Source organism: Streptomyces sp. NPDC001604 (genome assembly GCF_042893475.1).
GTDB lineage: Bacteria > Actinomycetota > Actinomycetes > Streptomycetales > Streptomycetaceae > Streptomyces.
The window spans coordinates 248,140-266,894 of record NZ_JBIAUY010000001.1; the positions used below are offsets into that span (position 1 = coordinate 248,140).

Genomic DNA, 18,755 nt, shown 5'->3' on the forward strand with positions numbered 1-18,755 from the left:
CACATAAGTGGCCGGGGGTGCGGCAACATTGGCGGCCGAACCCACGTACGACCGGGAGGAACCCCATGGCCGCGGCACCCAAGCCCGAGATCCTGGCCGCGTTCGAAGCGGCGAAGGGGTTCATGCCCGTCGATGAGGGACTGGCGCTCTACGCGGCCGCCGTCGAGGCGGGCGGCCTCGGGCTGCCTCTGCTGGAGGTCGGTACGTACTGCGGACGCTCCGCGATCCTGCTCGCTGACGCGGCCCGCGAGACCGGGGTCACCGCGTTGACCCTCGACCACCACCGCGGCAGCGAGGAGCAGCAGCCGGGCTGGGACTACCACGACCCGGAGACGGTCGACCCGGAGATCGGCCTGATGGACACGCTGCCGACCTTCCGCCGCACCCTGCACCGCGCCGGTCTTGAGGAGCACGTGGTGGCGCTGGTCGGCCGCTCGCCGCAGATCGCGAAGTTCTGGCGGACCCCCCTCGGCCTGGTCTTCATCGACGGCGGCCACACCGACGAGCACGCCACCGCCGACTACGAGGGCTGGGCCCCCCATGTGGCCGAAGACGGCCTGCTCCTGATCCACGACGTCTTCCCGGACCCGAAGGACGAGTTCACGGGTCAGGCGCCGTACCGGGTCTACCTGCGGGCGCTGGAGTCCGGCGCCTTCACGGAGGTCTCGGTGACCGACTCGCTGCGCGTCCTGCGGCGAACGGGAGCGGGGATCTGAGGGCCCGGTTAGAGTCGCTGACGTGTCGTACGTAGGCCCGGACTTCGATCCTCCCCAGCCCCGCCGCCCCCGGCGCAGCCCCCTGGCCGTGGCGGTCGCCGCGCTCGTGCCGGGTGCCCTGCTCGGGTGGCTTGTCTACGAAGCCGTGGGCGGGAGCGGCGGTGACGGTGGCGGGACGGCTCAGGCGACCGTACGGACGTCCGCAGCGGCGACCTCCGGCGCGCCCGCCTCCTCCCCAGCCGGCGACGACAAGAACCCGAACAGCCCGGCGCCCACCCTCGCCTCGGCCACCTCGTCGGCGCCCGCCGCCTCCGGCCCCCTCAAGGGCAAGGTCGTCGTCATCGACCCGGGCCACAACCCCGGCAACTTCCGGCACACCACCGAGATCGCCCGCAAGGTGGACATCGGCACGAACAAGAAGGAGTGCGACACCACGGGGACGTCCACCAACTCGGGCTACACGGAAGCCCAGTTCACCCTGGACGTGTCCCATCGCCTGAAGGCCTTGCTGCAGAAGCTCGGCGCCACGGTGAAGCTGACCCACGACGGCAACTCCCCTGCCTGGGGCCCCTGCGTCGACCAGCGGGCGCGGATCGGCAACCGGGCCCACGCCGACGCCGCCATCTCCATCCACGCGGACGGCTCCGCCGCCGGCAACCGCGGCTTCCACGTCATCCTTCCCGGCTCCGTCCACGCGGGCGCCGCCGACACCCGCCCCATCGTCGCCTCCTCCGCCGACCTCGGCGAGCGCATCGCGGGCAACTTCGTCCGCGTCACGGGTGAACCGCCCTCCAACTACATCGGCGACGGCACCGGCCTCGTCACGCGTAAGGACCTGGGCGGTCTCAATCTGTCAACGGTTCCCAAGGTGTTCATCGAATGCGGGAACATGCGCGATAGCAAGGACGCGGCACTGCTCACCAGCGGTGCGTGGCGACAGAAGGCCGCGCAAGGAATTTCTGATGGAATCGTGAGTTTCCTGCACGGTTCGTGATCAGCGGGCTGATCCCGGCGGACGCCTTGCTCGGACGGACGATAGTGTCTACCGACGACGAGACGACTTACGAAGGACCGACTGAAGTGAATATCCGCTCCCTCACACGAGGCGACGGCGTGGTGATCGGAGCAGCGGTGTTGCTGTTCATCGCGTCGTTCCTCGACCTCTACTCTGTCGATGGGGCCTCTGACAGCTCCGGTATCCCCAACTCCTGGGGGAGTGGTCCGGTCCTGATGAGCGTTGTCCTCGCGGGCATCATCGGCGCCGCACTCGTCGTTGTCTCCCACGGCCTGCCGCAGGTTCCCAAGGTGGCCGGCCTCGACCTCGGACAGTTCGGCACGGCGTTCACCGTATTCGCCGCCTGGTCCGCGCTCGGGAACGTCTTCGACCCGCTCGGCGGCACGGACAACGGCAGCTCCAGCGTGTTCGACCGCATCGGCGCCGGAACCGGCCTGATCCTCGCCCTGATCGCCACCCTGATCATGGCCGGCGCCGCCATCGCCACCCCCCTGGTCCCCGCCCTCCAGGCCGCCCTCATCCCCGCGCCCAAGCCCGCCGCTCCCCAGCCCTACGGCGCCCAGCCCCCCGGCGGTTACGGCTACCCCGGTGCCGCCCAGCAGCAGCCCTACGGCGGTCAGCCGCAGCCCGGGCAGCCCTACGGGGCCCAGCAGCCGCAGGCGCAGCAGGGGCAGCCGCCGGCCGGGGACTTCTCGCCGTTCTGGTTCGCCGTTCCGGTGCCGCGGCCGCTGTTCGCGGAGGACGGTTCGCCCACGCCGATCGCCGAACTCGCGCCGGGCACCTGGTACCTGGCCGTCGAGCAGCGCGGCCCGGCCCTGGTCGCCCAGACGCAGGACGGCCGCCGCGGTGTACTGCAGGACACCTCCGGCATCCAGCGCGGCTGACGCCGGCCGAACGAGCAACCACCGGCCCCTCGCCCTTCCGGGCGGGGGGCCGGTGCCGTACAGTCGCAGCTTCCAGCCCCGTAACTGACTGACCGTCAGGTAACTGATGGAGGCCTCATGCGACTCGGTCTCGCCCTCGGCTACTGGGGCCGCGGCCCCTCCCCCGACCACGTGCCCCTCGCGCAGGAGGCCGAGCGGCTCGGATACGACTCCGTGTGGACCGCCGAGTCGTGGGGGTCCGACGTCTTCACCCCGCTGACCTGGATCGCGGCGCAGACATCAACGATCAAGCTCGGTACGGCCGTTGCGCAGATGGCCGCCCGGTCGCCGACCACCACCGCCATGCACGCGCTGACCCTCGACCACCTCTCCGGCGGGCGCATGCTGCTCGGGCTCGGGCTGTCGGGGCCGCAGGTGGTGGAGGGGTGGTACGGACGGCCGTTCCCGAAGTCGCCGCTGACCGCGACCAGGGAGTACGTGGACGTCGTACGGCAGGTGCTCCGGCGGGAGGGGCCGGTCGTGCTCGACGGGCGGTTCCACTCGCATCCGTACAGCGGCGCGGACGGCACCGGCCTCGGCAAGGCCCTCAAATCCATCACGCACCCCTTGCGTCCCGACCTCCCCGTCCTCCTCGGTGCCGAAGGGCCGAAGAACGTCGCGCAGACGACCCGTATCGCCGACGGCTGGCTCCCCCTGTACTGGTCGCCGACCCGCCCCGAGGTCTACGAGGCCTCGCTCACCGATGCCCCCGAGGGCTTCCTCGTCGCACCCATGGCACAGGTCCGGGTCTGCGACGACGTACGCGAAGGCCTGCTGCCCGTGAAGACCATGCTCGGCTTCTACATCGGCGGCATGGGGCACGCGGCGCGCAATTTCCACGCCGATCTTATGGCGAGGATGGGGTACGAGGAGGAGGCCCGGCGCATCCAGGAACTGTTCCTCTCGGGGCGCCGCGAGGAGGCCGTACTCGCCGTACCGGACGCCTTCGCCGACGAGATCTCCCTGGTAGGACCGCGTGAACGGATCGCCGAGCGCCTGGAGTTGTGGCGCAAGGGGCCCGTGACGGACCTGCTGGCCCTCTCCCCCGACTGGGAGTCGCTGCGGGTGCTGGCGGAGCTCAACTCGTAGCCGTCGGACAAACCCGTTCGGGTTTCATACAGGAATCGGCGGCAATCCGGAAAGTATGTCTCGATACAGCAGCGGCAATCGAGCCGGGGCGGTCATAGCGATCGTCGCCGACGTCATGGCCCTCATCCTGGGCCTGTGGATTTTGATGTACCTGTTGGACGCCAACCGTGCCAACGAGCTGGTGCAGTTCGTCCACAACGTGGCCAACTGGCTGGCCGGCTGGTCGCGTGACCTGTTCACCTTCGACAAGGCATGGGCCCGCGTGGTCGCGGGTTACGGCCTGGCAGCGGTGGTCTACCTGTTCATCGGCCACGCGATCGCCGGACGGATGACGCGGCACTGACCACCGACCCGGCTGCGCCCGAGGATCAGGCGCAGCAGTCCGGATCCAGCCCTCTCGGCAGCTGCTCCCCGCCGAACACCGTGCAGGTCGCCTCGTGGCCGCCGAGGGCGGCGACCGCGAGCAGCAGGGAGCCTGCCGTCCAGGTGGTCAGCTCGCGGGGCCAGATCGCCTTGTCCTCGAAGACGTAGCCCGTCCAGTACAGGCCGGTCTCGGGGTCCCGCAGGTGCTGGATCGACTGGAGGATGTCCAGCGCGCGGTCGGACTCGCCCATCGCCCAGAGGGTGAGGGCGAGTTCGGCCGACTCGCCGCCGGTCACCCATGGGTTGGGGACGACGCAGCGCACCCCGAGGCCGGGGACGACGAAGCGGTCCCAGCCCTCCTCCACACGGGTCTTGGCCTCGGCACCCGTCAGCGCGCCGCCCAGCACCGGGTAGTACCAGTCCATGGAGTAGCGGTCCTTGTCGAGGAACCGCTCCGGGTGGCGGCGGATCGCATGGCGGAGGGCGCCGACGGCCAGCTCCCAGTCCGGCTGCGGTTCTTCGCGCTGTTCGGCGACGGCGAGCGCGCAGCGCAGGGCGTGGTGGATGGAGGAGGAGCCGGTCAGCAGGGCGTCGGTGGTGAAGGTCCCGTCGTCCTCGCCCTTCCAGCCGATCTGTCCGCCGGGCTGCTGGAGCCGCAGCACGTATTCGACGGCCGCGTAGACGGCCGGCCACATGCGGTCCAGGAAGGTGTCGTCGCCCGTGGAGAGGTAGTGGTGCCAGACGCCCACCGCGATGTACGCGACGAAGTTGGTCTCGCGGCCGTGGTCGGTGACGTCCGCGAAGTCGCCGTCAGCGTAGGCCGCGTACCAGGAACCGTCTGTGTTCTGGTGCCGTGCCAGCCACTCGTAGGCCCGCTCGGCGGCCTCGTGCTCGCCCGCCGTGTCCAGGGCCATCGCGGCCTCGGTGTGATCCCAGGGGTCCAGGTGGTGTCCCCTAAACCACGGGATCGCGCCGTCCTCCCGCTGTACGGCGAGGATGCCGCGGACGGTCGCGGCAGCCTGCTCGGCGGTGAGGACCCCGGGCAGGACGAGGTGTTCTGTCCGGGGAGTGGTCACCGGGCGTCCACCGAGGGCAGGTGGGGCTTGGTCGCGTAGGCCACGAAGCTCTTGCCGATCAGGGGGTTGAGGGCCTGTTCGGCGACTCTGGTGGCCAGGGGCTTCTTCATGATGTCCCAGACCAGGAGCTTGTGGTACGCCTTCACCGGCAGCGCCTTGTCGTTGTCGACGCCGAACGCGCACTTCAGCCACCAGTACGGGGAGTGGAGTGCGTGCGCGTGGTGGGTGCCGTAGGGCTTGAGGCCCGCCTCGCGGATCTTGGCCAGCAGCTCGTCCGCCTTGTAGATGCGGATGTGGCCGCCCTCGACCTCGTGGTAGGCGTCGGACAGCGCCCAGCAGACCTTCTCGGGGCCGTAGCGCGGGACAGTGATGGCGATACGGCCGCCGGGCTTGAGCACCCGGACCATCTCGGCGAGCACGCCCTTGTCGTCCGGGATGTGCTCCATGACCTCGGAGATGATGACGACGTCGAAGGACTCGTCGGGGAAGGGCAGCGCCAGGGCGTCGCCCTCCATCGCCGTGGCGGTGGCGCCGGCCGGGGCCTCGCCCGCCTCCTTCATCGCGGCGAACCACTTCGCGACCTCGCGGATCTCCTCGCCGTTCTGGTCGAGCGCCACGACCTGGGCGCCGCGCCGGTAGCACTCGAACGCGTGCCGGCCGGCCCCGCAGCCGAGGTCCAGGACGCGGTCGCCCGGGGCGAGCGGGAACCGGGAGAAGTCGACGGTCAGCACGTGGCCCTGCTTTCGGGGTGGGGGGCGGCTAGTTCTTCTACGGCTTCTACGACGGCTTTCGGCTGTGGGGCCGCGCTGGGCGCCGGGGCCGGGGAGCCGGTGATGGCCTCGCGGTATCTGGCGACCGTTCCCTCGGCGGCGCGGGCCCAGGTGAAGTGCCGCAGGACGCGCTCGCGTCCGGCGCGGCCGAGCCGTAGCCGCAGCTCCGGATCGCCGAGCAGGCGGCTGAGGCCCGCGGCCAGGGCGCCGGGGTCACCCGGCGGCACCGCGAGACACGTCTCGCCGTCGCGGCCCGCGACCTCCGGGATCGCGCCGCCGGTCGTCGCGACGAGCGGCGTCCCCGTGGCCATCGCCTCGGCCGCCGGGAGGGAGAAGCCCTCGTACAGGGACGGTACGCAGGCGACCTCGGCCGAGCGGACGAGGTCGACCAGTTCGGCGTCCGAGATGCCCTTGACGAACTCGACGGCGCCTTCGAGGCCGTAGCGCTCCATGGCCTGGGCGACGGGTCCCTCGGTGGGGCGCTTGCCGACGACGACGAGGTGGGCGTCCGGGTGCTCGGTGCGGACCTTCGCGAGTGCCTCGACGAGGAAGACCAGGCCCTTGAGCGGGACGTCGGCGCTGGACGTGGTCACGATCCGGCCGGGCACCACGGGGACGGACGGGTCCGGCGAGAAGAGGTCGGTGTCGGCGCCGATGTGCACGACGTGGATACGGTCGTCCCGTACGCCGAGGTGGTCGATGATCTCGGCGCGCGAGGTGCCGGAGACAGTGAGGACCGAGGGCAGGCGGCGGGCGACGCGCTTCTGCATGCGGGTGAAGGCGTACCAGCGGCGTTTGCCCCAGCGCTGCTGCCAGTTCTCGGCGGCGTCCAGCTCCAGCTGCCGGTCGACGGTGATGGGGTGGTGGATGGTGGTCACCAGGGGGGCGCCGACATCGCCCAGCAGTCCGTATCCGAGCGTCTGGTTGTCGTGCACGACGTCGAAACGGCCGCGGCGGGCGCGGAGGTGGCGGCGGGCGCGCAGGGAGAAGGTCAGCGGCTCCGGGAAGCCGCCGGTCCACATGGTCGCGACCTCCAGCGCGTCGATCCAGTCGCGGTACTCGTCGCGCTTCGGGGTGCGGAAGGGGTCCGGGGAGCGGTAGAGGTCGAGGCTCGGCAGCTCGGTCAGGCTCAGGCGGCCGGCGTAGTCCTCGCCCTCGTCGAGCACGGGGTAGGGCTGGGAGCCGATGACCTCGACGTGGTGGCCGAGGCGGGCCAGCTCGCGGGAGAGGTGGCGGACGTAGACGCCCTGGCCGCCGCAGAACGGGTTCCCTTTATAGGTGAGGAGCGCGATGTGGAGCGGTCGCTCGCCGTCGGCGGCGAGGTCCTCCTGGGGACCCGCCTGACTGGCCTCAGCGGTCACTCTGGGCCCCCTTCTGCCTGCACTGTCCCGCGAGATTACGCCGGGACGCTAATCTAGAACAAGTTTCAGACTTGATCGTCCAGGAGGCTCTGAATCTACCGGCAGGTAGGGGCGCGGTGAGCAGTGGATCAGGTGATTCGCGCCACGGCGGTGGCCCTGCCAAACTCGGTGCGATCACCAGCCCTCACCGACTGTCACGGAACGGGATCCATGCCTGCGCAAGCGAAGGTGGCCAAGGTGGAAGCACGTACCTCGCAGCCGGCCTCCCCGCCCCTCACGGAGCGGCAGGAGGCGCGTCGTCGGCGCATCCTGCACGCGAGCGCGCAGCTGGCCAGCCGGGGTGGTTTCGACGCGGTGCAGATGCGTGAGGTGGCCGAGTCCTCGCAGGTGGCGCTGGGCACTCTCTACCGCTACTTCCCGTCCAAGATCCATCTGCTGGTCGCCACGATGCAGGACCAGCTGGAGCACATGCACGGCACGCTGCGGAAGAAGCCGCCGCAGGGCGAGACGGCGGCCGAGCGGGTCGCGGAGACGCTGATGCGGGCGTTCCGTGCGCTGCAGCGCGAGCCGCATCTGGCCGACGCGATGGTGCGTGCGCTGACCTTCGCCGACCGCAGCGTGTCGCCCGAGGTGGACCAGGTCTCCCGCCAGACCACCCTGATCATCCTGGACGCGATGGGCCTGGAGAACCCGACTCCCGAGCAGCTCTCCGCGGTCCGGGTCATCGAGCACACCTGGCACTCGGCCCTGATCACCTGGCTCTCGGGCCGCGCCTCCATCGCCCAGGTCAAGATCGACATCGAGACGGTGTGCCGGCTGATCGACCTGACGGATCCGGCGGCGTCCGAAAGGCCGTCGTAGCCGCACCGAACGGCCCGTCTCAGCCGACCGCCGCCAGCCCGCTCCAGCTCCGCCCTATCGCCGCGCCGTCCGCCCACTGTGTCAGCAGCCGTCGGGCGTCCTCCTCGGGGGCCGCGAGGGACACGGTCTGGGCGCCCGCCGGCAGGCTGCGGTCCTGCTGGTGGGTGCCCTCGCTGCAGCAGGCGCAGAGCACGCGGACGCTGCTGGCCGGTTCGGCGCCGTAGTCGTGCTCGCCGAACAGGTCGAGCAGGGCCCGCAGGTCGTCCGCCTCGCCGGCCGCCACGGTCACTTCCAGGGTGGGCAGTTCGGAGGCCTCGAAGAGGAGCAGTTCGTCGAAGACGGGGAAGGTGACGCCGTCGAGGATCCGCTCTCCCTTCGGCTCGCCGTCGTGCACGACGATCTCGCCGTACCGCCGCCCTCCGGTCACGGGTACGTTGACCACGCGCCCGCGCGTCGGGCACAGCCGTTCGATCCACACGACCTCGCGCCGGCCGCCGGTGTCGAGCCGCACGCAGGCGTTGCCGAAGCTGCCGACGATCTCGCCCTCGCCGTCGGGCAGGTCGATGCCGAAGCCGGCCCAGGCGTCGCGGGCCGTCGCCCAGTCGCGCTGGCTGGTCGCGGCGATGCCCAGGTTCCAGTACGCGGGGTCGCCCTCGCCGCGCGGCGCCCGGGCGGCGGCCTCGCGTCCGAGCTCGTACGCCTTCGCCCAGTTCCGCAGGAACTTGTGGGCGAGCGCGGCGTCGTACCACCAGTCGGCGCTCGGTTTCTCGTCCGGGAAATGGGCGAGCACCTGCTCGTAGAGGCCGGCGGCCCGCAGCCACTCCTCGGCCCCCCAGGCCTCACGGGCCTGCTTGATCAGCTGTCCGGCCTCGGACTTGCGCACGTTTCCCCGCCCTGCTCGCTCCTGTGGTGACCGCAGGAGCGTAGCGGGCACACAAAGGACCTACGAGACGGGTTCCCTTCGCCGGCGTTACCCGGTTCAGGTGGTGGAGGTCGCCTTTCAGTCGTGGACCTCGCGATCCACGGCCTTCCGGCCTCTCAGCCCGGACCGTCGACGTCGGTCCCGGCGGACTGACTGCTTCACGCCAGAATCGGCTACTCCGGTTCGGGCTCCCTCACTCGTCCCGTAGGCCAATTCCCAGAATAGAACATCAGACCGGGAATGAAACCCCTGAAATGGTACTTTTTCGGGCGCTAGTCCTCCGGCGGAAACACCGGCTCACCGCTCCCCAGCAACGTGATCACGATCGCCTCCACCGGGCAGTTCTCCGCCGCCTCCAGGACGCGTTCGTTGGCGTCGGTCTCCGGCTCGACGGGGTGCGACTGCATGGCGGAGTCGAGGCGGAAGGCCCCGGTCGCGCGGTGGACGCACTGGGCGGAGCCGATGCAGAGGGAGCGGTCGACCTCGACGTGCCAGCGGTCGCCCGCCCGCACGCTCGAAGCCGCTTTCGCGGGAGGTGTCCCCATCCGCTCAGCCCTCCCAGCCGGCCGGGAGGTGGATCATCTTGTGTTCGAGGTACTCGCCATAGCCCTCGGGGCCGAACTCCCGCCCCAGGCCCGAGTTCTTGTAGCCGCCGAAGGGGCCGAGCATGTCGAGGCTGAAGGTGTTCACCGAGTACGTGCCGGTGCGGACCTGGCGTGCGACCTCGATGCCGTGTGCCACGTCCGCCGTCCACACGCTGCCGCTGAGCCCGTAGTCGGAGTCGTTCGCGATCTTCAGGGCCTCGGACTCGTCGCCGTACGGGAGCAGACAGATCACCGGGCCGAAGATCTCCTCCCGGGCGATCCGCATCGAGTTGTCGACGTCGCCGAAGAGGGTCGGCTCGACGTACCAGCCGCGGTCCAGGCCCGGCGGGCGGCCGCCGCCGGTGAGGATCTTGGCGCCCTCCTCCTGGCCGATGCGGATGTAGTCGAGGTTGCGCTGCTGCTGGCGCCTGGCGACGAGTGGGCCGACCTGGGTCGCCGCATCGAGCGGGTCGCCGACGACCAGGGCGCTCGCCGCCGCCGCGAAGGCCTCCGCGAACTCGTCGTAGCGCGAGCGCGGCAGCAGGATGCGGGTCTGGGCCACGCAGGCCTGGCCGTTGTTCATCCAGGCCGCCGGGACCACGCCCGCGACGGTGGTGGCCACGTCCGCGTCCGGCAGCACGACCGCCGCCGACTTGCCGCCCAACTCCAGTGTCACGCGGGTGAGGTTGCGGGACGCCACCTCCATCACGCGCCTGCCCGCCGCCACCGAACCGGTGAAGGCGACCTTGTCGATCCCGGGGTGGCCGACCAGGTACTCGCTGACCTCGCGGTCGGCGGGCAGGATCGACAGCACGCCCTCGGGCAGGCCGGCCTCGCGGGTGATGTCGGCCAGGATGTAGGCGTCCAGCGGCGACTCGGGCGACGGCTTGAGCACGACCGTGCAGCCGGTGAGCAGCGCGGGCGCGAGCTTGGCGGCAGCGACGAACTGCGGGACGTTCCAGGGAACCACGGCAGCGACGACCCCGACCGGCTCCCGCCGCACCAGGATCTTCCCGAGCACGCCGTCGCGCCGCTCCTCGTAGGTGAAGTCGCGGGCGACGGTGATGGCCGCGTCCCACACCATCATCGCGCCGAGCGCCTGCGCGAGGACGCTCCAGGAGTAAGGGGACCCGTTCTCGGAGGAGATCACGCGGGCGATCTCCTCGTGCCGTACGGCGATCGCGTCCTTGATGCGGGTGACGACCTCGATCCGTTCGTCGAGGGTCATCCGCGGCCAGGGCCCCTCGTCGAAGGCACGGCGCGCGACGGCGACGGCCCGGTCGACGTCCTCCCGGGAGGCGTGCGGCACCCGCCCGATGACCTCCTCGGTGTGCGGCGAGATCACCTCGATGACGTCCTTGCCGAGGGGGTCGGTCAACTCCCCGCCGATGAACAGCTGTCCGTGTTCCACGAGCTCGGTCATGGCCGACTGCCTCCCCGGAGCGCCTGTCTCTGACGGTTCATCAGATACGGCACTGATACCAGTTCCCCTCGGAGGAGTCCACGGGCCGCACACGAGTTGACCGCGCAGACAGGTGACTTGGGCTCCCATCGAAACGCGTTCTAGTTATAGTGACCGGAGCGTGGCCGGTTCGCGGTGATTGGGGAGCCCATGACGCAGGTGTACGACCACGGCGGAGGCATCCGGTCGATCCAGGTCCCCATCCCGGACAATCCGCTCGGCCATACGCTGGTCTACGTCGTCGACACCGACCGCGGGCCGGTACTGGTCGACACGGGCTGGGACGACCCCGCCTCCTGGGACACGCTCGTCGAGGGGCTGACCGCCTGCGGTACGGCGGTGGGCGAGGTGCACGGCGTGGTCATCACCCACCACCACCCCGACCACCACGGCCTCTCCGGCAGGGTGCGTGAGGCGTCCGGCGCCTGGATCGCCATGCATGCCGCGGACACGGCGATCGTGCGGCGCACCCGCGACACCCGGCCGGGCCGCTGGTTCGCGTACATGACCGCCAAGCTGGTCGCCGCCGGCGCCCCCGAGGAGCACGTGGCGCCGTTGCGCGACGCAGCACCCCGCACCACCCTGCCGGGCTTCTCCCCCGCCCTGCCCGACCGGGAGATCGTCCCCGGCGAGCTGCTCGACCTCCCGGGCCGCCGGCTGCGCGCGATCTGGACGCCGGGGCACACCCCCGGCCACGTCTGCCTGCACCTGGAGGAGCAGCACCCGGACCGGCTCCCGGGCCACGGGCGGCTGTTCTCCGGCGATCACCTGCTCCCCGAGATCACCCCGCACATCGGTCTGTACGAGGACCCCGACGACACCACGGTCACCGACCCCCTCGGCGACTACCTCGACTCCCTCGAACGCGTCGGCCGTCTCGCCCCCGCCGAGGTGCTCCCCGCCCACCAGCACGTGTTCGCCGACGCGCCCGCCCGCGTACGGGAGTTGCTGGACCATCACGAGGAGCGGCTCACCGGCCTCCGGTCCCTCCTGGTGGAGCCGCTCACCCCGTGGCAGCTCGCCGAGCGGATGGAGTGGAACCGGCCCTGGGCCCAGATCCCGTACGGCTCGCGGAACATCGCGGTCTCGGAGGCCGAGGCGCATCTGCGGCGGCTGGTGAAGCTGGGGCGGGCGGAGGCGGTGGCGGGGAGCGATCCGATGACGTACGTGGCGGTGTAAAGCGGTCGCGTCCGGTGATCCGCCGCTGGTACGAACGGTCCCATGGACCCGTTGCAGCAACTCCTCGCCGAACGCGCCTGCGAGCGTCTGATCCTCGACTTCGTCCACCGCCTGGACCTCGGCGAACCGGCCTCCGTGGCCGAGCTGTTCACGGAGGACGGCTGGTGGGAGTGGCCGCCTCCGGGGGACGGCCGGCGGTCGGAGGGGCGGGAGGCGCTGCGGAAGTACTTCGGCGCACGGCCCGCCGACAAGCTCTCGCGGCGGGTCATGTCCAACATCCGCACCACGGTGACCTCGCCGGACACGGCCGAGGCCACCTCGTACTTCACGACGTACCGCATCGAGGGCTGGACGGGCGGCATGGTCCCGGCCGGACCGCCCGTCCAAGTGGGCAACTACGAGGACACCTTCCGCCGCGTCGACGGCCGCTGGCTGCTCGCCTCCCGCACCCTGCACCTCCCCTTCGGCGGCCCGACCCCGCACGTCGGACGAGAGCATCACCCCACCCCGCCTCCAGCACATACACGTCGTTGACCCGACCCGCGCCGAGCGGCCTCCCCGTCACCATGGGCCGGACCTGGCGCCGCGCGCCTCACAGGCGGCTCTCAGCGTGTTCCTACGGGCCGGTACAGTGGCCGGGTCGTCATCACGCCGTACGGGGGGAAGCCGGTGCAATTCCGGCGCTGACCCGCAACCGTGAACCGCCCGCACCGGGCGGCCAGCCGGACTGCCCCGCGCGGTTGTGACCGGCTCACGTGCGTCGGCACCCGTCGGCGCGCGGCACCGTCGAGGCATACGGAGCCGAGCCGCCGGGGTCGTCCCGTGCTGCCCGCTCCCGCAGGGAGAGGCACCCGCCGATCATGAACGTCGTCCGCCGCAGCGTCGCGGTACTGGCCGCCACCACCGTCGTACTGGGTGCAGCCGTCCCCGCCTTCGCCGCGTCCCCCTCCCCGTCCCTGCCCGACGGGCTGTACGGCACGTCCGACCCGAAGTACGACGGCGTCTGGCGCCAGTCGCTGGCGCTGCTCGCGCAGGACACCGTGGGGGTGAAGCCGGCGGCGAAGGCGGTGGACTGGCTGGTGCGGCAGCAGTGTGCGAACGGGGCGTTCGCGCCGTTCCGCGCGGACACGGCGAAGGCCTGTGACGCGAAGCTCATGGTCGACACGAACAGTACGGGCGCCGCCGTCCAGGCCCTCGCCGCACTCGGCGGACACGAGAGCGCCACCCGTAAGGCGGTCTCCTGGCTGAAGTCCGTGCAGAACAAGGACGGCGGCTGGGGCTACGCCCCGGGCGGAGCGAGTGACGCGAACTCGACGTCCGTCGTCATCGGCGCGCTGACCGCCGTGGGTGAGAAGCCGGACCAGGTCGTGAAGGACGGCAAGTCCCCTTACGACGCCCTGCTGGAGCTCGCCCTCCCCTGCGGCGGGGACGGCTCGGGCGCCTTCGCCTTCCAGCCGGACAAGGAGGGCAAGCTGTCCGCCAACGCGGACGCGAGCGCGGCCGCCGTCGTGGGCGCCCTCGGCAAGGGACTGACCGGGGACTCCCCCAAACCCACCGGCACCACTCCGACGTGCAAGAAGGCCACCGGCCGCGAGCAGGCCGCGCAGAACGGTGCCGCGTACCTCGTCGAGGCCCTGGCCAAGGACAAGCACCTGACGTCGACACTGCCCGGCGCCAAGCCCCAGCCCGACTACGGCAACACGGCCGACGCGGTCCTCGCCCTCGCCACCGCGGGCCACGGCGACAAGGCTGCCGACGCCATGCGCTGGCTGGAGACCAACTCCGCGGCGTGGGCCCGGCAGGCCGGACCGGCCGCGTACGCCGAGTTGATCCTGGCGGCGCACGCGGAGACCTTCGACGTCCACGACTTCGGCGGCCAGGACCTGGTCAAGCTCCTCAACGCGACGGGTCCGGCGCCCGCCCGCCGCTCGCACAAGGCAGCACACAGGGACGACTCCGGCGTCAGCGTCTGGTGGATGGTCGGCGTCGGCCTCGTCGGCGGCATCGGCGTCGGCTTCCTGATCAGCGGCCGCAAGAAGAAGGCGCAGCCGTGATACGCCGCCTCGTCCTGCTCCTCGCCGCCCTGTTGCTGACCCTGACCGGCAGCGGCCAGGCGCAGGCCGCCGGTTACCGCTACTGGTCCTTCTGGGACTACGACGCCGGTCACTGGACGTACGCCACCCAGGGCCCCGCCACCGCCCGCCCCTCCGACGGCGCCGTCCAGGGCTTCCGGTTCTCGGTGAGCGAGGACTCGGGCGATGCGGCGAAGCCGCGCGGGGCGGTGTCGTTCCCGGTGATCTGCGCGCGGACGCCCGCGCAGGACGGCAGGAAGCGTGTGGCGCTCGTCCTCGACTTCGGTACGGCGGCCGACGCACCGGCCGGCGAGACACCACCGGCCCGTCGCACGGTCTGCGCGCGGGTGTCCGCCGACGGCACGACGGCGGACGCGCTGGCGGCGGTGGCGAAGCCGCTGCGGTACGACACGAACGCGCTGTTGTGTGCGATCGACGGGTATCCGGAGAAGGGGTGCGGGGAGCAGGTCTCGGCGGGGAGGAAGCCGACGGCTGCGGCGAAGAAGGGGCAGGGGGACGGGGGACCGTCGGTCGGGTTGTTCGCGGGAGCGGGGGCGGTTGCACTGCTGGGCGCGGCAGCGGTGTGGCAGGCAAGGCGGAGAGGGAATGCGTCCTAGGCCCGGGCAACCGCGCCAAGAGAGCGGCACCCCGTCCCGCCGGGTCGCGCACCCCACCCTCACGCACCCCCACCGTCCCGCCCAACTCCACCCCGGAGCCTGGTGGCTCTGGTCGCTGGCCCTGGGCACCGCAGCCACCCGCACCACCAACCCCCTCCTCCTCGCCCTCCTCATCGCGGCGTCCGCCTACGTCGTAGCCACCTGCCGACCCCGAACCCCCTGGTCCCACTCCTACTCCGCCTTCCTCAAACTCGCCTTCGCCGTCCTCCTCATCCGTCTCGTCTTCGCGGTGGCGCTCGGCTCCCCCGTCCCCGGCACCCACGTGATCGCCACCCTCCCCGAACTCCCGCTCCCCCGATGGGCGCAGGGCATCCGCCTGGGCGGCAGGGTCACCGCCGAGTCACTGCTCTTCGCCTTCTACGACGGTCTGAAGCTGGCCACCCTCCTCATCTGCGTGGGCGCCGCGAACGCCCTCGCCAACCCGACCCGCCTCCTCAAGTCCCTGCCGGGCGCGTTGTACGAGACCGGCGTGGCGGTGGTGGTCGCCCTCACCTTCGCGCCGAACCTCATCGCCGACGTCCAGCGGCTGCGTGCCGCCCGCCGTCTGCGCGGCCGCCCGGACAGCGGCATCCGCGGTCTGCTGCAGGTCGGACTCCCGGTCCTGGAGGGTGCGTTGGAGCGTTCGGTCGCGCTCGCCGCCGCGATGGACGCCCGCGGCTACGGCCGCACCGCCGAGGTGCCGCCCGCAGTTCGCCGCACCACCGCCGCCCTCACCCTCGGCGGTCTGCTCGGCGTCTGCGCGGGAACGTACGGGCTGCTCACCGCCGAAGGCGGCACGTACGGCCTGCCCCTGCTGCTCGCCGGGGTCGCCGCGGCACTGGCCGGTCTACGGCTGGGCGGCCGGCGCAGCCTGCGGACCCGGTACCGGCCCGACCGGTGGGACCTCCGCGCCTGGCTGGTCACGGCCTCCGGCGCCGCGGTCGCCGCGCTGCTCACCCTCGCCGCGGACGCCGACCCGGCGGCCCTGCACCCAGGTGTCGTCCCGCTCGTCGCCCCCACCCTGCCCCTGTGGCCCGCAGCGGCCGTACTCCTGGCTCTCCTGCCCGCCTTCATCGCCCCGAAGGAGCCGTCGTGATCCGCTTCGAGGATGTCTCCGTGACGTACGAGGGGGCGGCCGAACCCACCGTCCGCGGCGTGGACTTCGAGGTCCCGGAAGGCGAACTGGTACTCCTGGTCGGCCCGTCAGGAGTGGGGAAGTCGACCATCCTCGGCGCGGTCAGCGGTCTCGTCCCGCACTTCACGGGCGGCACCCTGCGGGGACGCGTCACGGTGGCGGGCCGCGACACCCGTACGCACAAGCCACGCGAACTCGCGGACGTGGTGGGCACGGTGGGTCAGGACCCGCTCTCCCACTTCGTGACGGACACCGTCGAGGACGAACTCGCCTACGGAATGGAGTCGTTGGGCCTCGCACCCGACGTGATGCGCCGCCGTGTCGAGGAGACCCTCGACCTCCTCGGCCTGGCCGACCTCCGCAACCGCCCCATCGCCACCCTCTCCGGCGGTCAACAGCAACGCGTCGCCATCGGCTCGGTCCTCACCCCGCACCCCCGGGTCCTGGTCCTGGACGAACCGACGTCGGCCCTCGACCCGGCGGCGGCGGAAGAGGTCCTGGCGGTCCTCCAACGCCTGGTCCACGACCTGGGCACCACGGTCCTCATGGCAGAACACCGCCTGGAACGGGTCATCCAGTACGCGGACCAGGTCGCCGTGCTGCCGGCCCCGGGAGCCCGCCTGCAACTCGGCTCCCCGGCCGACATGATGGCCGTATCGCCGGTATACCCACCAGTCGTGGCCCTGGGCCGCCTGGCGGGTTGGTCCCCACTCCCCCTGACGGTACGGGACGCCCGCCGTCGGGCGGGGTCGCTCCGCGAGCAGCTGTCACAGCCGCAGCCTGCGGGCAGTCGTGCCGCTAGGGCGGCTCCCGACCCAAAGAGAGGCGGCACCCCGCAAGCGCGGGCAAGCGCACCCGCCCCTACCTCAGCCCCCACCCACCGCTGGCTGCCCACCTTCCGCAACCACAAGCCCACACCCCCGGCCACAGTCCAACCCACCGCGGAAATCCACGCCCTCTCCGTCCGCCGCGCAAACATCCAAGCCCTCCGCCACATAGACCTCACCCTCACCCCCGGCGAAACCCTCGCCCTGATGGGCCGCAACGGCGCCGGCAAATCCACGCTCCTCAACACCCTCGTAGGCCTGACACACCCCACCACCGGCTCAGTGAACGTCAGCGGCCTCACTCCCCACCGCACACCACCCCCCACCCTCATCCGCCACGTGGGCCTGGTCCCCCAGGAACCCCGAGACCTCCTCTACGCCGACACGGTCGCAGCCGAGTGCACCGCAGCCGACCGCGACGCCGACGCCACCCCCGGCACCTGCCGCACCCTCCTCTCGACCCTCCTCCCCGAGATCACCGACGTCACCGACGTCACCCACCCCCGCGACCTCTCCGAGGGCCAACGCCTCACCCTCGCCCTGGCGGTCGTGCTCACCGCCCGCCCACCCCTGCTCCTCCTGGACGAACCCACCCGTGGCCTGGACTACGCGGCGAAGGCCCGCCTCGCCACCCTGCTCCGAAACCTCGCAGCCGAAGGACACGCGATCGTCCTGGCCACGCACGACGTCGAACTGGCCGCCGAACTCGCCGACCGAGTGGTCCTGCTCGCCGACGGCGAGGTGATCGCCGACGGTCCGACGGCCGAGATCGTCGTCTCGTCCCCGTCCTTCGCCCCGCAGGTCACCAAGATCCTCGCCCCGCAGCAGTGGCTCACGGTCGCGCAGGTACGGGAGGCCCTGGGATGACACCGCAGGCCCGCCCCATCCGCCTGGGCCCCGGCTCCCTCACGGCCCTCGCCCTGGTCAGCGCCGTGGGTGTGGCGGCCTTCGGCTGGCCCTTCCTCGCCCCGCCCGGCTCACAGCTGAGCGCCCACGCCCAGGATGCCCCCTGGCTCTTCGCGGGTCTGCTGGTGCTGCTGGTCGCCGTAGTGGCCGCGACCATCGCGGAGTCCGGGCTCGGCCCGAAGGCGGTCGCCATGCTCGGGGTGCTCGCGGCGACCGGCGCGGCCCTGCGCCCGCTGGGCGCCGGGACCGCGGGCATCGAGCCGATGTTCTTCCTGATGGTGCTGAGCGGACGCGTGCTCGGACCGGGCTTCGGCTTCACCCTCGGCTCGCTCACCATGTTCGCGTCCGCGCTGCTCACGGGCGGTGTGGGTCCGTGGATGCCGTTCCAGATGCTGGCGATGGGCTGGTTCACGATGGGGGCCGGGCTGCTCCCGGGGCCCGACCGTCTGCGCGGCCGCGGCGAGCTCGCCCTCCTGGGCGGCTACGGCTTCCTCGCCGCCTTCGCCTACGGCACGGTCATGAACCTGGCCGGCTGGCCCTTCATGGGCGCGCTCGCCTCGGGCATCGCCTTCGACCCGCAGGCCGCCGTCCCCGCCAACCTGGCCCGTTTCCTCGCGTACTGCGCGGCCACCTCGCTGGGCTGGGACCTCGGCCGGGCGGTCGTCACCGTCGTACTGACGCTCACGCTCGGCCCGGCCGTGCTCAGGGCGCTACGCAGAGCCACCCGCAGGGCGGCGTTCGAGACCGCGGTCACTTTCGACCCCCGTTGACCGGTGAACAACCCCACATGACCCACATCACCCACTACCTGCCCTAGTAGTGCAAAGCGGACGCCATG

Annotated in this window: 19 protein-coding genes and 2 riboswitches; of the genes, 13 read left to right on the forward strand and 6 right to left on the reverse strand. The window is 71.6% G+C overall.

Annotated features, from left to right (window positions below):
• Positions 1–65 precede the first annotated feature (65 nt).
• The 5 genes from ACFY1E_RS01175 (at position 66) to ACFY1E_RS01195 (ending at position 4,086) form a co-directional block, all read left to right on the forward strand.
• Positions 66–716, forward strand: coding sequence for a class I SAM-dependent methyltransferase (locus tag ACFY1E_RS01175; RefSeq protein WP_389069926.1), 651 nt, complete (start codon positions 66–68; stop codon positions 714–716).
• 22 nt (positions 717–738) lie between these two features.
• Positions 739–1,710 (forward strand): N-acetylmuramoyl-L-alanine amidase, encoded by a 972-nt coding sequence (locus ACFY1E_RS01180; RefSeq protein ID WP_389069928.1) that lies wholly within the window; start codon positions 739–741, stop codon positions 1,708–1,710.
• An 86-nt stretch (positions 1,711–1,796) separates the two neighbouring features.
• Positions 1,797–2,615, forward strand: a complete 819-nt coding sequence (locus tag ACFY1E_RS01185) for a hypothetical protein (RefSeq protein WP_389069930.1) — start codon at positions 1,797–1,799, stop codon at positions 2,613–2,615.
• A 117-nt stretch (positions 2,616–2,732) separates the two neighbouring features.
• On the forward strand, positions 2,733–3,743 hold the full coding sequence (locus tag ACFY1E_RS01190; RefSeq protein WP_389069932.1) for an LLM class F420-dependent oxidoreductase: 1,011 nt from the start codon (positions 2,733–2,735) through the stop codon (positions 3,741–3,743).
• 55 nt (positions 3,744–3,798) lie between these two features.
• Positions 3,799–4,086 carry a hypothetical protein gene (locus ACFY1E_RS01195; RefSeq protein WP_389069934.1) on the forward strand — a complete coding sequence of 96 codons (288 nt, stop codon included), beginning with the start codon at positions 3,799–3,801 and terminating at the stop codon, positions 4,084–4,086.
• Positions 4,087–4,111: 25 nt separating this feature from the next.
• On the opposite strand, the gene ACFY1E_RS01200 is transcribed toward ACFY1E_RS01195, so the two are convergent.
• From ACFY1E_RS01200 to ACFY1E_RS01210, 3 genes are read right to left on the reverse strand one after another with little or no spacing between them, the layout of a single operon-like run.
• On the reverse strand, positions 4,112–5,182 hold the full coding sequence (locus ACFY1E_RS01200; RefSeq protein WP_389069937.1) for a prenyltransferase/squalene oxidase repeat-containing protein: 1,071 nt from the start codon (positions 5,180–5,182) through the stop codon (positions 4,112–4,114).
• Entirely contained in the window at positions 5,179–5,913 is a 735-nt protein-coding gene (locus ACFY1E_RS01205) for a class I SAM-dependent methyltransferase (protein WP_115908450.1), read from the reverse strand. Before ACFY1E_RS01205 ends, ACFY1E_RS01200 begins: the two co-directional genes overlap by 4 nt.
• Positions 5,907–7,313, reverse strand: coding sequence for a glycosyltransferase family 4 protein (locus ACFY1E_RS01210; protein WP_389069940.1), 1,407 nt, complete (start codon positions 7,311–7,313; stop codon positions 5,907–5,909). The genes ACFY1E_RS01205 and ACFY1E_RS01210 overlap by 7 nt, the downstream gene beginning before the upstream one ends.
• Positions 7,314–7,523: 210 nt before the next feature.
• Between ACFY1E_RS01210 and ACFY1E_RS01215 the strand changes: the two genes are divergently transcribed.
• Positions 7,524–8,174, forward strand: a complete 651-nt coding sequence (locus ACFY1E_RS01215) for a TetR family transcriptional regulator (RefSeq protein WP_389069942.1) — start codon at positions 7,524–7,526, stop codon at positions 8,172–8,174.
• A 19-nt stretch (positions 8,175–8,193) separates the two neighbouring features.
• Here the strand turns inward: ACFY1E_RS01215 and ACFY1E_RS01220 are convergent, their stop codons facing one another.
• The 3 genes from ACFY1E_RS01220 to ACFY1E_RS01230 all read right to left on the reverse strand — a co-directional run bounded on the left by ACFY1E_RS01220 (position 8,194) and on the right by ACFY1E_RS01230 (position 11,103).
• On the reverse strand, positions 8,194–9,057 hold the full coding sequence (locus ACFY1E_RS01220; protein WP_389069944.1) for a tetratricopeptide repeat protein: 864 nt from the start codon (positions 9,055–9,057) through the stop codon (positions 8,194–8,196).
• 56 nt (positions 9,058–9,113) lie between these two features.
• Positions 9,114–9,301: riboswitch (TPP riboswitch) on the reverse strand.
• Positions 9,302–9,368: 67 nt separating this feature from the next.
• The gene (locus ACFY1E_RS01225; protein WP_389069946.1) at positions 9,369–9,641 is read right to left on the reverse strand and encodes a ferredoxin; all 273 of its coding nucleotides are present in this window, start codon (positions 9,639–9,641) and stop codon (positions 9,369–9,371) included.
• Between the two features lie 4 nt (positions 9,642–9,645).
• Positions 9,646–11,103, reverse strand: a complete 1,458-nt coding sequence (locus ACFY1E_RS01230; RefSeq protein ID WP_389069947.1) for an aldehyde dehydrogenase — start codon at positions 11,101–11,103, stop codon at positions 9,646–9,648.
• A 189-nt stretch (positions 11,104–11,292) separates the two neighbouring features.
• Here ACFY1E_RS01230 and ACFY1E_RS01235 point away from each other — a divergent pair, with 189 nt between their 5' ends.
• The 7 genes from ACFY1E_RS01235 to ACFY1E_RS01265 all read left to right on the forward strand — a co-directional run bounded on the left by ACFY1E_RS01235 (position 11,293) and on the right by ACFY1E_RS01265 (position 18,687).
• The gene (locus ACFY1E_RS01235) at positions 11,293–12,321 is read left to right on the forward strand and encodes an MBL fold metallo-hydrolase (RefSeq protein ID WP_389069948.1); all 1,029 of its coding nucleotides are present in this window, start codon (positions 11,293–11,295) and stop codon (positions 12,319–12,321) included.
• A 42-nt stretch (positions 12,322–12,363) separates the two neighbouring features.
• Complete coding sequence (locus ACFY1E_RS01240; protein ID WP_389069950.1) at positions 12,364–12,855, forward strand: nuclear transport factor 2 family protein; 492 nt, start codon at positions 12,364–12,366, stop codon at positions 12,853–12,855.
• Between the two features lie 125 nt (positions 12,856–12,980).
• A riboswitch (cobalamin riboswitch) is annotated at positions 12,981–13,054 on the forward strand.
• Between the two features lie 127 nt (positions 13,055–13,181).
• On the forward strand, positions 13,182–14,375 hold the full coding sequence (locus ACFY1E_RS01245; RefSeq protein WP_389069952.1) for a prenyltransferase/squalene oxidase repeat-containing protein: 1,194 nt from the start codon (positions 13,182–13,184) through the stop codon (positions 14,373–14,375).
• Positions 14,372–15,010: an SCO2322 family protein gene (locus ACFY1E_RS01250; protein ID WP_389069954.1), complete on the forward strand. Its 639-nt coding sequence runs from the start codon at positions 14,372–14,374 to the stop codon at positions 15,008–15,010. Before ACFY1E_RS01245 ends, ACFY1E_RS01250 begins: the two co-directional genes overlap by 4 nt.
• The gene (locus ACFY1E_RS01255; RefSeq protein ID WP_389069957.1) at positions 15,000–16,145 is read left to right on the forward strand and encodes an energy-coupling factor transporter transmembrane component T; all 1,146 of its coding nucleotides are present in this window, start codon (positions 15,000–15,002) and stop codon (positions 16,143–16,145) included. The genes ACFY1E_RS01250 and ACFY1E_RS01255 overlap by 11 nt, the downstream gene beginning before the upstream one ends.
• Entirely contained in the window at positions 16,142–17,878 is a 1,737-nt protein-coding gene (locus ACFY1E_RS01260) for an ABC transporter ATP-binding protein (RefSeq protein ID WP_389069959.1), read from the forward strand. Before ACFY1E_RS01255 ends, ACFY1E_RS01260 begins: the two co-directional genes overlap by 4 nt.
• On the forward strand, positions 17,875–18,687 hold the full coding sequence (locus ACFY1E_RS01265; RefSeq protein ID WP_389069962.1) for an ECF transporter S component: 813 nt from the start codon (positions 17,875–17,877) through the stop codon (positions 18,685–18,687). The genes ACFY1E_RS01260 and ACFY1E_RS01265 overlap by 4 nt, the downstream gene beginning before the upstream one ends.
• Positions 18,688–18,755: the final 68 nt, after the last annotated feature.